Genomic DNA, 14881 nt, shown 5'->3' with positions numbered 1-14881 from the left:
GCGCCAAGCCCTCAGGGTTTACACGGGGAATCAGTCACTTGCATGACTGATTTGGGGGGTGATCAGGGCTTGAAGACTTCCAACAGGCGGTCGAGCCCGCCCGTGTGAATGGCGACCATGGCTTGCTCGCGCACCTTGGGTTTGGCGTGGTAGGCCACTGACAAACCCGCCACGCCCATCATGGGCAGGTCGTTGGCACCGTCACCCATGGCGATGCATTCGTGGGCCTCAATGCCCAGCAGCGAAGCCACTTCGAGCAGGGTGCGGCGTTTTTCAGCGCCGTCGCAAATGTCGCCCCAGCTTTGCATGACCAGGCCGCCCGTGAGTTCGCCGTCCACGATCTCCAGTTGGTTGGAACGGGCGAAGTCGATGTTCAGCCGTTCTTTCACGCGGTCGGCAAAGAAGGTGAAGCCGCCCGACACCAGCAGCACCTTCATGCCTGCCTTCTGGCAGGCGGCGATCAACTCGGCTGCGCCGGGGTTGATGTTCAGGCGCTCGGTGTAGACACGTTCCATGTCGGCCAGCGTCACGCCCTTGAGCAGGGCCAGGCGGCGGCGCAGGCTTTCCTTGAAGTCGGTGATCTCGCCGCGCATGGCGGCCTCGGTGATGGCCGCCACCTCGGCCTTGCGGCCGACGGCGTCGGCGATCTCGTCGATGCACTCGATGCTGATGAGTGTGGAGTCCATGTCAAACGCGATGAGTTTGAATTGGGACAAAGACAGGGGGGCGGTGAAGCCTTGGATGGCAAGGCCCGGGGCAAACTCGGTTGAGGTGGCGGAAGCAGTGGTCATGGGCACGATTATCAGGGGTATGCAGCACACCCCATCAGTCGCAGCAGGGCGACGTCAACGCTGGGGGCGTGCGAGGGCATGAATCGCTGCCTTTTCAGGTGCCGCCGCATGGTGAGGGGGTATTTCTTGAGGCATGATCCGCATCCAACGTTTTTTACAGCCCCCATGACCGACGACACACACGACATCCCCCTGATCCAGGAAGCCCGATGCTGGCAAAACGAGCAATGGACCGCCCAAGTCATCAAGAACGACGACGACGATGGTTGGGCGGTGGCCATGTACAAGTCGGGCGAGTCCGAGCCCGCTTTGGTGGGGCCCTGGACCATGGGGCGTGACAAAAAGAACCCCAAGCCGCTGGACGGCACGGCCTTCATCACGCTAGTCAAAACCGCCAGCGAGTTTGTACGCCGCAGCGAGCAGCAGCTGCACGCGCAGCTCAACCAGAGCGTGACCGTGAACGGACCGGACAGCCGCGTCACGGTGCTGCTGCGCATCGTGCCCGACGAGGACAACCCCTATGCGGTGCTGAGCGCGCAGGACGAAGGCGGTGACGAACTGGCCGAAGTCAAAGTCGATGCCGGTTTCAAGCTCAACCGCCAGACCGCGCAGGCCTGGGTCGATGCGGACTTTGCCAAGCCGGGCCAATCGGGCACTGGCAGGCGCTGAAGTCACGCCAGGCTGTCCAGGCTGTCACCTGCGGGCCAAGCCAGCACATGGGTGCTTGACTTGCTGGCGCTGTGCTGGCACCTTGGTGGTTTGACTTCACCTGCCACGACCTTTCGTGGCTTTGGAAAGACCCCATGAGCCGACAAGCCGCCATTGACCGAGCCCAGCGCCATTTTGACGAGGGCCATTTTCAGCAAACCCTGGCCCGCCGCGTGGCCGCCCCCACCGAGAGCCAAAACCCCGAACGGGCCGAGCAGCTGCAGGCCTACCTCACACAAGAGATGCAGCCCGCCTTCGAAGCCATGGGCTTTGCTTGCCGCCTGCTGCAGCACCCCAAGGCCAAAGCGCCGTTTTTGTGGGCCGAACGCATCGAAGACCCGGCCTTGCCCACGGCCCTGGGTTACGGCCATGGCGATGTGATCCGGGGCCTGGACAAGGAATGGCGCGAGGGTTTGTCGCCGTGGTCGCTGACCGAGCAAGCCGGGCGCTGGTACGGCCGGGGCATTGCCGACAACAAGGGCCAGCACAGCGTGAACCTGCAGGCCATGGCCTGTGTGCTGGCCGAGCGCGGGCGCTTGGGTTTCAACGCCAAATACCTGATCGAGATGGGCGAGGAAACCGGCTCGCCGGGTTTGCGCGATGTGTGCGCCGAGCACCGAGATTTGATGCAGGCCGATTTGCTGATTGCGTCGGACGGCCCCCGCCTGCGGGCAGACCGGCCGACGATTTTTCTGGGCTCCCGCGGCTGCGTCAACTTCGAATTGACCATCGAGGCCCGTGCGGGTGCGCACCACTCGGGCAATTGGGGCGGCTTGATCTCCAACCCCGGCATTCAGATGGCGCACGCGCTGGCCAGCCTGGTGTCGGCCACGGGTGAAATTCTGGTGCCCGAGTGGCGGCCGGCCGCCTTGCCCGCATCGGTGCGCCGCGTGCTGGCCGATTGTGAGGTGGACGGCGGCGTCGACGGGCCAGTGATCGAGCCCGAATGGGGCCAGCCGGGCCTGAGCCCTGCCGAGCGCGTGTTTGGCTGGTCATCGTTTGAGGTGCTGGCCTTCAAGACCGGCAACCCCGACACCCCGGTCAATGCCATTCCGGCGCGGGCTTGGGCCTGTGGGCAGCTGCGTTTTGTGGTGGGCATTGACCCGGATGACATCCTGCCTGCCTTGCGCAGGCACCTGGACCAACACGGGTTTGGGATGGTGAAGGTCAAAGCCGCGCGGGACGAATTGTTCAAGGCCACCCGCATCGACCCCGACGACGACTGGGTGCGCTGGGCGGTGGATTCGCTGGCCAGCACCACGGGCAAAAAACCGGCGGTGCTGCCCAACTTGGGCGGCTCTTTGCCCAACGACATCTTCACCGACGTGTTGGGCCTCAAAACCATTTGGGTGCCGCACTCCTACCCCGGCTGTTCGCAGCACGCGCCCAACGAGCATTTGCCCGCCGAGTTGCTGCGCGAGGCGCTGAGCGTCATGACCGGTTTGTATTGGGATCTGGGCTCGGGCGCTGTGCCTGCGCTGTCACGCTGAAAGTCTGAAATGAACGCACGCTACACCTGTTTTTGCCAAATCTCGGACCTGCTTGAGGCCGAGCCTTCGCTGCGCGAAGCGCGCCAGCACCTGCACAAGTTTCCTGAGCTGTCGTTTCAGGAAAAGTCCACCGCCCAATGGGTGGGTGACCGGCTGGAGGGCTGGGGCTACCGCGTCACGCGCCATGTGGGCGGGCACGGTTTGGTGGCCTCGCTGAGCAACGGACAAGGCCGTGGCATCGCCTTGCGTGCCGACATGGACGCCTTGCCGATCCACGAAGAAACCGGCAGGCCCTATGCCAGCGCCCATGCAGGCACCATGCACGCTTGTGGTCACGATGGCCACACGGCCATGCTCATGGGCGCGGCGCAGCAACTGGCCAAAACGCGGCAGTTTCAGGGCACGGTGCACCTGGTGTTTCAACCGGCCGAAGAGGCCGGCAAAAACAGCGGTGCGCAGCAGATGATTGCCGATGGCCTGTTCGAGCGCTTTCCGTGTGATGCCATTTTCGGCATGCACAACCACCCGGGTGCGGCGCAGGGCACGTTCATGTTTGGCAAGGGCGCTTTCATGTCGGCCTCGGACACTTGCCGCATCAAGGTCATTGGCCGTGGCGGGCATGCGGCCAGGCCCCACCAGGCGGTGGACCCGGTGATGATCGCGGGCAGTTTGATCATGGCCTTGCAAACCGTGGTCTCGCGCAACATCGACCCCACACAAACAGCGGTGGTGACCATTGGCTCGGTGCATGCGGGCCAGGCGTCCAACGTGATCCCCGAGTTCGCCACGCTGGGCCTGAGCATCCGCTCGTTCAGCCCCGAGGTGCGCAACCGCTTGCAAGAGCGCATCACGCATTTGGTGCGGGACCAGGTCAGCTCATATGGCGGCGAGGTTGAGGTCGAGTACGAACGCGGTTACCCGGTGGTCATCAACAGCGAGGCCGAAACCGATTTTGCACGCCAGGTAGCCGAAGAGTTGGTCGGCCCCGAGCAGGTGGTGTTTCCCTTTGGTCCCGTCACGGGCAGCGAAGATTTTGCCTACTACCTGCAGCACAAGCCCGGCAGCTTTTTGCGTTTGGGCAATGGCCTGGACAGCGTGATGCTGCACAACGCCAAATACGATTTCAACGACGCCAATTTGTCGGTGGGCGCGGCGTATTGGACGCGTTTGGTGGAGCGGTTTTTGAATGAACCCGCTGATGTTGTGTAGGAGCGACGCCCTCGTCGCGAAAACCCTCGCAGACCACCAAGAATCGCCCCGAGGGCGGGGCTCCTACAAACTGCATCTCGCCAAGGGCAGGGCTCTTTTTCCCCTGTAGGAGCGACGCCCTCGTCGCGAAAACCCTCGCAGACCACCAAGAATCGCCCCGAGGGCGGGGCTCCTACAAGCTGCATCTCGCCAAGGGTGGGGCTCCTACGGCGGTGCTAGGTGGGGTGCTTCGTGAAAATGTTCAGATCAGTCGTCCAGACCCGTGGCTCCGATGCGGTGGGGCAACGGTTTGGGGCCGCTGATGCGGTACATCACCTGGCCGGGCCAGGACAGGTAGCCGTCCAGACGCCGTGAAAACAGCACCCCATCGGTCTGGCTGGTGAAGGTGGTTCGGCCTTTGGGGCCGTTGGGGTTGGCCGGGTCGATCACATCGCAAATGGCCTGGCCTTTTTTGACCTTGGCGCCGGGCTTGACATGGAACACCAAAAAGCCGGTGCAGGTGCTGTAGCCCACGTCCATGCCGCTCATGGGGGCGGGCGCGGTTTTCAACTTTTTCAGCGGTGCGGCTTGGCCGCCCACCACGCCCTGGCGCACCAGCCAGCGGTACAGGTTCTGCGCATCGGATTGGCCCAAGGCGTCACTCACATCGTGCTGGCTGCGCATCTCGACCGTCACAGACATGCACGCTTGCGGGATATTGGCCTTCGGAAACTGCTCGGCCAGACGTGCCCACAGCACGCTGTTGACACCCGAAAACGTCAGGGCCTTGGGGTAGGGGTCGTTGTACATCGTGGCTTCCACGCCCAGGTCGGCCGCAAGCGTCGACAGGGTGCCTGTGGCTACATCGTTTTTAGCGCCAAACAGGTGCAGCGCAGCGTAAATGTCGCAATGCAAATCCAGCACAAAGTCGGCATCGCAGCTGAGTTTTTGCACCTCGACGCGCAAGGTGCCCAACTCGTTCAGGGGCTTCAAGGCCTTGAGGCTGTCTTGCGCGGCTTTGCGGATGGTGCGCACATTGGCCTCAGCGTCTGCGCCCAGCTTCTTGCCCACGCGTTCGGCCGCGGCATCGGTGAGGTCAATCCAGTTGCGGTTGAAGTTTTCGTAGCTCAGCAAGTTGTAGCGGCCTGCGTGCGAGTTGCCCACCAGCTGCGCTTGGCCAATCGGGTTGACCGTTGGCACCAAGATGATCTCGCCTTGAATCAAACCCTTCTTGTCGGCCTCGGCCAGCAAGGGCATGAGGTGGTGCATGGCCATGGTGCCGGGCATTTCATTGGCGTGGATGGCCGCTTGCATGTAGACCTTGGGCCGTGCACCGGCTTTGCCAAAGCGCAGCACCGGAATGCTGCGCTGGGTGCCGGGCGTCATGCTGGGCAAGGTGATGGAACTTTTGTGAATGGCCATGGTGTCTCCTTTGGGATTGTTGGGGGCTGTTTCTAAAGCATAACCCTAATGGTGTTTGTGTGATTTGGGGGTAACGTGTGCTACAGGCCTTGAGGCTTGTTTCATTTTTCAACACAGGAGACGACCATGGATGAAAACGGATTGCGCGGCTTGATTGAGCAGGTTCGAGAGCAAGGCATCAGCCGCAAAGACTTCATTCGAAAAATGATCGGCTATGGCCTGACCGTGCCCATGGCCTCGCAGTTGCTCATGTCGTCGGGCATTGCCATGGCGCAAACCGCCTCTACTTACAAACCCACCAAACGCGGGGGTGGTGGCCCCTTGAAGGCACTGTGGTGGCAAGGTCCGACCTTGCTGAACCCGCACTTTGCTGTGGGCACCAAAGACCAAGAAGGCTCGCGCATCTTTTACGAACCCCTGGCCGGCTGGGACAACGACGGCAACCTGGTGCCCTTTTTGGCGGCCGAAATTCCCAGCACCACCAACGGTGGTCTGTCACGCGACGGCAAATCGGTGACCTGGAAACTCAAACGCAATGTGCTCTGGCATGACGGCAAGCCGTTCACGGCCGACGATGTGGTGTTCACGGCCGCTTATGCCGCCGACCCGGCCACCTCGGCGGTGACCATTGGCTCTTACAAAGACATCAAGGTCACCAAAATTGACAGCCACACGGTGAAGGTGGAGTTTGCCAAGCCCACGCCTTATTGGGCCGACCCGCTGGTGGGCAACTTGGGCATGATCTTGCCCAAGCATTTGTTCGAAGCCTACAAAGGGGCCAAGTCGCGCGAAGCGCCCAACAACCTCAAGCCCGTGGGCACTGGTCCTTACAAGTTTGTGGACTTCAAACCGGGTGACATGGTGCGTGGTGTCATCAACAATGAATACCACGAAGCCAACCGCCCTTACTTTGACAGCATCGAAATGAAGGGCGGGGGCGATGCCGTGTCGGCGGCGCGTGCTGTGTTGCAAACGGGCGAGTTTGATTACGCCTGGAACCTGCAGGTCGAAGACGAGCTGCTGCTGCGCTTGGAGCAAGGCGGCAAGGGGCGCACCAACATTGTGCCCGGCGGCAACATCGAATTCATTCAGCTGAACATGACCGACCCGTGGACCGAGGTCGATGGCGAGCGGGCCAACAGCAAGACCAAGCATCCGATCCTGAGCGACATCGCGGTGCGCCAGGCGCTGAACATGCTGGTGGACCGCGATGGCGTGCAAAAGTTCATTTATGGTCGCACGGGTGTTGCGACGGCCAACTTTTTGAACAACCCGCAGCGCTTCGTGTCCAAAAACACCAAGTTCGAATTCAACATCGACAAAGCCAGCGCCTTGCTCGAAGGTGCAGGCTGGAAAAAAGGATCTGATGGCATTCGTGTCAAGGACGGCAAGCGTTTGAAACTGGTGTTCCAGACGTCCATCAACGGCCCCCGCCAAAAGACCCAGCAAATCATCAAACAAGCGGCGCAAAAAGCCGGTGTGGACATGGAGCTCAAATCCGTGACCGGTTCGGTGTATTTCTCGTCGGACCCCGCCAACCCCGACACTTACACCAAGTTCTTCTGTGATGTGCAGATGTTCACCACCACCATGCCGCAGCCGGACCCTGAGAAATTCATGGACCAGTACTGCTCATGGGAGTTCGCCACCAAGGCCAACAAGTGGCAAGGTCGCAACAGCACGCGTTGGTCCAACCCTGAATACGACGCCACTTACACGGCTGCGCAAAGCGAGATGGACCCCATCAAGCGTGCCGCCATGTTCATCAAGATGAACGAGCTGGCCGTGGCCGGGGTGTGCATCATCCCGGTGGTCTACCGCCCACGCACATCGGGCGCGGTGAACAACCTGGTGGCACCGCTGAGCGGCTGGGACAACGACTTCTGGCTGCTCAAGGATTGGTACCGCAACACCTGATCGACAGCCATGTTCAGTTACATCCTGCGGCGCATCCTGATCGCCGTGCCCAGCTTGCTGGGCATCAGCTTCGTGTTGTTTTCAGTGCTGGCACTGGCCCCCGGCGATCCATTTGGTGAGCTGGTCAACAACCCGAACATCCCCGCCGAAGTGGCCGCGTCCTTGCGTGCCAAGTTCGGTTTGGACGATCCGCTCATGGTGCGCTACTGGAATTGGCTGACGGCCATGATGCAGGGCAACTGGGGCTTTTCCTTCATCAGCCGGGTGGATGTGGAAACGCTGATCATGCAAAGGCTGCCCATCACCTTGTTGGTGATTGGCTCCTCGCAGATTCTGGCTTTGTGCATCGCCATTCCGGTGGGGGTTTATGCCGCATCCAAGCCGTATTCGGTGTTTGACCAAGTGGCCAGCACGCTGGCCTTCATTGGTTTTTCCTTGCCCACGTTCTTCACGGGCATCTTGCTGATCCTGTTTTTCAGCATCCACCTGGACTGGTTGCCTTTTGTGTACCGGGCCGACATTGCCGAAACAGGCTGGCGCTTTTACTGGGAACACCTCAAGCAGATGATCATGCCGGTCACGGTGCTGGGCCTGTTTCAGGCGGGTTCGTGGACGCGTTATGTGCGCTCGGCGGTGCTGGATGTGATTCGCCTGGACTATGTGACCACGGCCCGCTCCAAAGGCTTGGCCGAAAAAGTGGTCATCACCAAGCATGTGCTGCGCAATGCGCTCATCCCGGTGGTCACCCTGGTGGCCTTGCAGATGCCGGCCATTTTTGGCGGTGCCATTGTGACTGAGCAGATTTTCAGGGTGCCGGGCATTGGCTCTTTGATCATCAGCTCCATGCTGGCCAATGACACCCCGGTGATCATGGCGGTGACTTTTGTTTTTTCCGCGCTGGTGATTGCGTGCAACCTTTTGGCAGATATTGTGTATGGCTGGCTTGACCCCCGCATCTCCTTTGCCTGAGACGGCCCCCAAATCCAGGGCACCGGTGTCGCCGGGGCGCGAGGCTTGGCGACGTTTCAAACGCCACCGCCTGGCGGTGATTTGCACCGTCATTTTGGCCTTCATTGTGCTGGCGGTCTTGCTGGGCCCATGGCTTTGGCGGGTGCCCATCAGCGACATTGATTTTTCGGCCCGCATGCAGCCGCCTTCGTGGGCGCACCCTTTGGGCACCGACGATTTGGGGCAAGACCTGCTGGCCCGCATGTTGTACGGCGGGCGCATTTCGCTGGCCGTGGGGCTGGCCGCCATGCTGATTGCCATCACCGTGGGTGTGGTGGTGGGGGCGGTGGCGGGCATGTCCAAAGGCCCGGTCGATGTGTTCCTCATGTGGCTGACCGACTTGTTCTTGTCTTTGCCCCAACTGCCCTTGTTGTTGCTGATTTTTTACCTGTTCAACGACACGCTGAAGAAATGGGTGGGCACCGAGATGGGGGTGTTCATTTTGGTGGTGGCGGTGATTGGTGGCTTGCGATGGATGCCGGTGGCCCGTCTGGTGCGTGCCCAGTTCTTATCGCTGCGCGAAAAAGAGTTTGTTGAGGCCGCTCGGGCTTTGGGGGCCAGCCCCTGGCGGCAGGTCACGGTGCACATCTTGCCCAATGCCATGGGGCCGGTGATTGTGGCGGCCACCATCGACGTGGCAGCGGCCATCATTGCCGAGTCCACCTTGTCGTTTTTGGGCCTGGGTTTTCCGCCCGACATCCCGACCTGGGGCCGCATTTTGTTTGACGCCAAGGACCACATGGACATTGCGCCGCACTGGGCCTTGTTTCCTGGTTTGTTGATTTTCATCACCGTGTTGGCCATCAACTACATCGGTGACGGTCTGCGCGATGCCTACGATCCGCGCCGCGTGCTTTAAAGAGGTTGACGGATGAGCCAAGCGTTGTTGAAAGTCCAGGACCTGCAGGTGCACTTTGACACCGATGACGGTGTCTTGCATGCGGTCGATGGGGTGAGCTTTCACATCGACCGCAGCGAGACGCTGGGTGTGGTGGGCGAATCCGGTTGCGGCAAAAGCGTCACGGCCATGACCATCATGAAGCTGCTGGCCATGCCGCCGGGGCGCATTGCCAACGGTCAGATCTGGTTCGAAGGCCGTGACCTGGTGCAGGCCGATGCGCAGGCCATGCAAAAAATCCGTGCGCGAGAAATCGCCATGGTGTTTCAAGAGCCCATGACCTCGCTCAACCCGGTGCTCAGCGTGGGCGAACAAATCGGCGAGTCCTTGCGGCTGCACGAGGGCTTGACGGCCCAACAGGCCAAGGCCCGCGCCATCGAGATGCTGGGCCTGGTGAACATTCCCAAACCCGAGCAACGTGTTGACGATTACCCGCACCAGTTTTCGGGCGGCATGCGCCAGCGCGTGATGATTGCCATGGCTTTGTCGTGCAACCCCAAACTGCTGATTGCCGACGAGCCCACCACGGCGCTGGACGTGACGATTCAGGCGCAGATTCTGGATTTGCTCGATCGGCTCAAGTCGCAGATGGGCATGTCCATCTTGCTGATCACCCACGCCATGGGTGTGGTGGCCGAAACCTGCCAGCGGGTGGTGGTCATGTACGCGGGCCGTGTGGTCGAAGAAGCCTCGGTCGAAGACCTGTTTGGCGCACCCGCCCACCCCTACACCCAGGGCCTGATCCGATCCATTCCCCGGCTGGACCTGGACAGTGCGCACAAGCAGCGCCTGCACGCCATTCCCGGCTCGGTGCCCAAGTTGATCCTTCCACCCCCCGGCTGCCGCTTTGCGCCCCGGTGCCCGCACGCCAACGCCCGTTGTGCGTCCGAGATGCCCGAACTGCGCGAATTGACATCGGGTCACCGGGTGGCTTGCCACTTTGCGATATGACTTCAGACACTGCTTCCATTCCCCACGCTGTGCCCGCAACCGCTGCGCCCATCCAAATGCCCGTCCAAGCGCCCGACCTCTTGCAGGTCAAGGGCCTGACCAAATACTTCCCGATCAAAGGCGGTCTGCTCAGCCGTGAAGTGGGCCGTGTGCACGCCGTGGACGGCGTGTCGCTCAGCATTGCAGCGGGGGAGACCCTGGGCATGGTGGGCGAGTCCGGTTGTGGCAAGTCCACCACCGGGCGCTGCATTTTGCGGCTGATCGAGCCCAGCGCGGGCGAAGTGCGCTTCAATGGGCAAGACGTCACCGCCATGAACCCGCAAGCGCTGCGCGAAGTGCGGCGAGACATGCAGATCATTTTTCAGGACCCGTTCGCCTCGCTCAACCCGCGCATGACGGTCGAAGCCATCATTGGCGAGGCGTTGACCATCCATAAGCTCACCAAGTCGGCCTCTGAATACCAGGCCCGCGTGGTCGATTTGCTGGAAACCGTGGGCCTGAACGCCGACCACATGCGGCGCTTTCCGCACGAGTTTTCGGGCGGGCAACGCCAGCGCATCGGCATTGCCCGCGCCTTGGCCGTGTCGCCCAAACTGATTGTGTGTGACGAGCCGGTGTCGGCCCTCGATGTGTCGATTCAGGCGCAGGTCATCAACTTGCTCGAAGACCTGCAGGCCAAAATGGGCCTGACCTATTTGTTCATTGCGCACGATTTGTCGGTGGTCGAGCACATCAGCAACCGGGTGGCCGTGATGTACCTGGGCCGCGTGGTCGAGATCGCGCCCTCGCGTGAGCTCTACACCCATCCCAAGCACCCCTACACCGAGGCTTTGCTCTCGGCCGTGCCCATTCCGGACCCCAAGGCCAAAAAGAAGCGCATTGTGCTCACCGGCGATGTACCCAACCCCGTCAACCGGCCCACGGGCTGCCACTTTCACCCCCGCTGCCCCAAGGCCACCGAGCGCTGCAAGGTGGAAGAACCCGTGCTCAAAAACGTGGGCACGCAACACCAGGCGGCTTGCCATCTGAACGATTGATCGGATGACCATGCCAGCCCCGGTGACTTTGTTGGTGCATGGCGGTGCAGGCACCTTGACGCGTGCCAACCTGAGCCCGGCGCAAGAACTGGAATACCGCGAAGCCTTGGGTCAGGCCTTGAGGGCAGGGCAGTCACTGCTGCTGCGGGGGGCTTCGGCTGTTGATGCGGTGGTGGCAGCGGTGAGCGTGCTCGAAGACTGCCCCTTGTTCAACGCAGGCAAGGGCTCGGTCTTTACCCACGAGGGTCGCAACGAAATGGACGCCGCCGTCATGGACGGTGCCACGGGCCAAGCCGGTGCGGTGGCGGGTGTGGTGTCGGTGCGCAACCCGATTTTGGCGGCGCAGGCTGTCATGCAGCAAAGCGGCCATGTCCTGCTGATCGGCCAAGGGGCAGAAGCCTTTGCCCAGTCGCAAGGCTTGGCCATGCAAGGGCCTGAATACTTTCACACGGCGCACCGCTGGCAACAACTGCAAGCCGCGTTGGCGCACCAGCAGGTGATGCTGGACCACGACGGGCAGCACCCACAGGGCCAGCCCGAACCGATTGACCGCAAATTTGGCACCGTGGGGGCGGTGGCGCTGGATGCACACGGCCACTTGGCCGCTGCCACGTCGACAGGCGGCATGACCAACAAGATGTTTGGCCGCGTGGGCGACTCACCCCTGATTGGCGCAGGCACTTACGCTTGCGATGCGACGGCGGCGGTGTCGGCCACCGGTGCGGGCGAGTTTTTCATGCGCGGCGTGGTGGCGCACGACATCGCCGCCCGCATGGCCTACGGTGGCTTTAGCCTGGCCCAGGCCACCCAAGCCACGGTGCGCGACAAACTCGACGCCACAGGCGGGCGCGGCGGGGTGATTGCGCTGGATCGGCATGGCCACTACCAGTTGGCCTTCAACACCGAGGGCATGTACCGGGGCGTGGTGCAAGGCGATGGCGCGCCGCAAATTTCGATTTATCGGGATTGAGCGGCCCCTCGATCTGACCTTTGTAGGAGCGGCGCCCCCGCCGCGATACCCCCCCGCAGACCACCCCTTTCTTTGTAGGAGCGGCGCCCCCGCCGCGATAGCCCCCCGCAGACCACCCCTTTCTTTGTAGGAGCGGCGCCCCCGCCGCGATAGCGCCCCGCAGACCACCCCTTTCTTTGTAGGAGCGGCGCCCTCGCCGCGATGGTCATTCAAAGCTCGCCGGTTCGACCGTGTGCTTGTCCCGTGGCAAGTCCAGTTCGATGCCGCCCAGTTGTTGGCCAATCGCCACCAAAGCTGAGCCCAAGCCGATTTTTGGGGCCACGGCATTTTCCAAAATCAGGCTAATTTCGGCCTCGGTGCTTCGGCCACGCTGGGCAGCGCGCAGCTTAAGGGCTCGGTGTGTCGCCTCGGGCAAGTTTCTGACAATGACTAGATGCCATGGCCTGCGCTCCTCAAAATGGGCCTGAATGATGTCAATCCATGGATTCACGACCCATTGAGCGACGCCTTTCCATGAACTTAGCGGGCTTTGCTGCTTGTCGTTTTGCGTGGCTTTTTGGCAGGGCTGGCCGTCTCGGCGGGCTCCAGCATGGGGGCCAGGGCCAGTTTTTCGTAGAGCTTGAACAAATAGGCGACGCGGTGGGTGTCGTCGTTGCTTTCTTCGTAGCCATAGGCATCGTCCACAGCTTCGTCCACCGCGTCGTGCGCGACTTGCAGGCTTTTATTTTTGCGCAGGTTCTCTGGGTCGTACAGCCAGGCCAGGCTTTGGCCCGGGTGCTGGGCGCGGGCGTCGAGCACCGCCTGGGCAGCAGTTTCAATGGCGGCTTGCTGCGCCGGGCTGGGTGTGGGCCAAGGGTAGTTGTTGTAGACGATGCTGCTGGAGTAGCTGTAATCGCTTTTCAAACGTCCACAGGTGTAACGCATCCAGGCGTTGTGCATCGTGCTGCAAAGAACGCCAAACTGGAAAAGCGTTCCATTGGATATGGTTTGTATTTTGTTGCTCGGAATAATATTTGCACTCAAAAAACCGATGGGTATAAATGTTCGGCGTTCTGACGAAACTTCGGGAATTGCAATGAAGTCTTCTTTGGGTTGTCGAATTTCGCCAAACAAATGTGGCACTGCGGCCAGTTTTTGGGTCGGTACTTTGGGGCTGGCCAGGCGCATGGCTTTTACGCCCGCGATGCGTCTTTGCAATTCGGGCGATGCGGCCAAATCGGCGTTGGTCATGTGCGCCAGCCACAGGCAAAAGCGCGGCGTGTTGTTGATAAATTCTTCCGCGCCCAAGAAGGGCCGGATATAGCGCGCCGCAATCGGGTCGGTGTCGCGGATGGCCTGTTCGTCATCGGCGCTCAGCAGCAGGTGGCCGCCGTCGGTGGGTTGGCTGCCTTTGTTCATGGGCGACACCTTGCACAGTGGTTCACGCCGATTGGACAGAAAAATGGCCGGCGCATCCACCAAATACGCATTGATCCGCCGCGTCTTTTGCAATTGCCCGTCACCACCAATTTTCTGGCCGTAGTCCCACAAATCACACTTTTTGGGTTTGTCCAGACCAAAGCCCACGATCACGCAGTGGACCGCCGCCACGCCCGAGCCTTCGTTGCTCCACTTGAATGTGCGGTGCGCAAAGTGGATGTGCAGACCTTGGTCAAACAGCGGTTGCCACAGCACCGAGACCTGTTCGCCTTGGGTGATGCTGTTGGTGGACACAAAAGCGGCTTTGATCTGCGGGTTAAGTTTGATGAGCGCAAAGGCTTTGACGTACCAGGCGGTCACGTAGTCCAGCACGCCAGTGCCCTGGGTTTTGCCAAAGATCAGGGCCATGTCGGCTTTTTGCTCGGCGCTTTGCTGGGTGTAGCCCAAAAACGGTGGATTGCCCACGATGAAGCTGAGCTTGGAGGCCGCAATCACGGCGTTCCAGTCGAATCGCAAAGCATTGCCTTGGTGGATGTTGGCTTTGCTCACCAGCGGGATGCGTTTGTAGCCGCTGGCCCAGCGTTGGTTCATTTGGTGGTCGGTCAGCCACATGGCCACGGTGGCAATCTCGGCGGCGGTGGGGTCGATCTCGATGCCGTGAAACTGGTGCACGTTGCACAGGGGCATGGTTTGCTGTGCGCCGGGGGTGTTGTTCAGCTCCAGCAGGGTTTGCTGCTCCAGCCAGCGCAGTTCGCGGTAGGTGACCACCAAAAAGTTGCCACAACCGCAGGCGGGGTCAAAAAAGTGCAGGCTGGCCAGTTTGGTGACAAAGTTCTTGAGTTTTTTGGCGTCGCCCTTGCACAGCGCCAACTCGGCTTGCAGGGCCTCCAAAAACAGCGGATCGATGGCGCGGCGGATGTTGCGCTCGCTGGTGTAGTGGGCTCCAAAGTCACGGCGCTTTTTGGTTTTGCCTTGGGCCTCTTCGTCGTCCCAATGCATGATGTGCTGGAACAAAGTGCCAAAAATGTCAGGGCTGATCTCGGACCAGTCGATGGCGCAGCAGCCCAGCAGGGCCTGGCGCG

Annotated in this window: 12 protein-coding genes; 9 read left to right on the top strand and 3 right to left on the bottom strand. The window is 61.2% G+C overall.

The window, feature by feature from the left end; all coding sequences use genetic code 11:
- Positions 1-62 precede the first annotated feature (62 nt).
- Positions 63-791: a phosphoserine phosphatase SerB gene (gene serB / locus B9Z48_RS07615; RefSeq protein ID WP_108377706.1), complete on the bottom strand. Its 729-nt coding sequence runs from the start codon at positions 789-791 to the stop codon at positions 63-65.
- 165 nt (positions 792-956) lie between these two features.
- Between serB and B9Z48_RS07610 the strand changes: the two genes are divergently transcribed.
- The 3 genes from B9Z48_RS07610 to B9Z48_RS07600 all read left to right on the top strand — a co-directional run bounded on the left by B9Z48_RS07610 (position 957) and on the right by B9Z48_RS07600 (position 4198).
- Positions 957-1460, top strand: coding sequence for a hypothetical protein (locus B9Z48_RS07610; protein WP_108377705.1), 504 nt, complete (start codon positions 957-959; stop codon positions 1458-1460).
- Between the two features lie 134 nt (positions 1461-1594).
- On the top strand, positions 1595-2989 hold the full coding sequence (locus B9Z48_RS07605) for a M20 family metallopeptidase (RefSeq protein WP_089960794.1): 1395 nt from the start codon (positions 1595-1597) through the stop codon (positions 2987-2989).
- Between the two features lie 9 nt (positions 2990-2998).
- Entirely contained in the window at positions 2999-4198 is a 1200-nt protein-coding gene (locus tag B9Z48_RS07600) for a M20 aminoacylase family protein (protein WP_108377704.1), read from the top strand.
- Between the two features lie 246 nt (positions 4199-4444).
- Here B9Z48_RS07600 and B9Z48_RS07595 read toward each other — a convergent pair whose 3' ends face one another.
- Positions 4445-5599: a succinylglutamate desuccinylase/aspartoacylase family protein gene (locus B9Z48_RS07595; RefSeq protein WP_108377703.1), complete on the bottom strand. Its 1155-nt coding sequence runs from the start codon at positions 5597-5599 to the stop codon at positions 4445-4447.
- A gap of 126 nt (positions 5600-5725) precedes the next feature.
- Here B9Z48_RS07595 and B9Z48_RS07590 point away from each other — a divergent pair, with 126 nt between their 5' ends.
- From B9Z48_RS07590 to B9Z48_RS07565, 6 genes are read left to right on the top strand one after another with little or no spacing between them, the layout of a single operon-like run.
- Complete coding sequence (locus B9Z48_RS07590) at positions 5726-7516, top strand: peptide ABC transporter substrate-binding protein (protein WP_108377702.1); 1791 nt, start codon at positions 5726-5728, stop codon at positions 7514-7516.
- Positions 7517-7525: 9 nt separating this feature from the next.
- Entirely contained in the window at positions 7526-8485 is a 960-nt protein-coding gene (locus B9Z48_RS07585; protein ID WP_089960751.1) for an ABC transporter permease, read from the top strand.
- Complete coding sequence (locus B9Z48_RS07580) at positions 8451-9383, top strand: ABC transporter permease (protein WP_089960747.1); 933 nt, start codon at positions 8451-8453, stop codon at positions 9381-9383. The genes B9Z48_RS07585 and B9Z48_RS07580 overlap by 35 nt, the downstream gene beginning before the upstream one ends.
- Positions 9384-9395: 12 nt before the next feature.
- Positions 9396-10373: an ABC transporter ATP-binding protein gene (locus B9Z48_RS07575; RefSeq protein ID WP_108377701.1), complete on the top strand. Its 978-nt coding sequence runs from the start codon at positions 9396-9398 to the stop codon at positions 10371-10373.
- A gap of 56 nt (positions 10374-10429) precedes the next feature.
- Positions 10430-11410, top strand: a complete 981-nt coding sequence (locus B9Z48_RS07570; RefSeq protein ID WP_108377800.1) for an ABC transporter ATP-binding protein — start codon at positions 10430-10432, stop codon at positions 11408-11410.
- Between the two features lie 4 nt (positions 11411-11414).
- Positions 11415-12380, top strand: coding sequence for an isoaspartyl peptidase/L-asparaginase family protein (locus B9Z48_RS07565; protein ID WP_199233475.1), 966 nt, complete (start codon positions 11415-11417; stop codon positions 12378-12380).
- Between the two features lie 519 nt (positions 12381-12899).
- Here B9Z48_RS07565 and B9Z48_RS07555 read toward each other — a convergent pair.
- A complete protein-coding gene (locus tag B9Z48_RS07555; RefSeq protein WP_368665917.1) occupies positions 12900-14798 on the bottom strand; it encodes a class I SAM-dependent DNA methyltransferase in 1899 nt (632 codons plus the stop codon).
- Positions 14799-14881: the final 83 nt, after the last annotated feature.

Source organism: Limnohabitans sp. WS1 (assembly GCF_003063265.1).
Classification (GTDB): Bacteria; Pseudomonadota; Gammaproteobacteria; order Burkholderiales; family Burkholderiaceae_C; genus Limnohabitans_A.
This window is presented reverse-complemented; position numbering and strand designations above follow the sequence as displayed.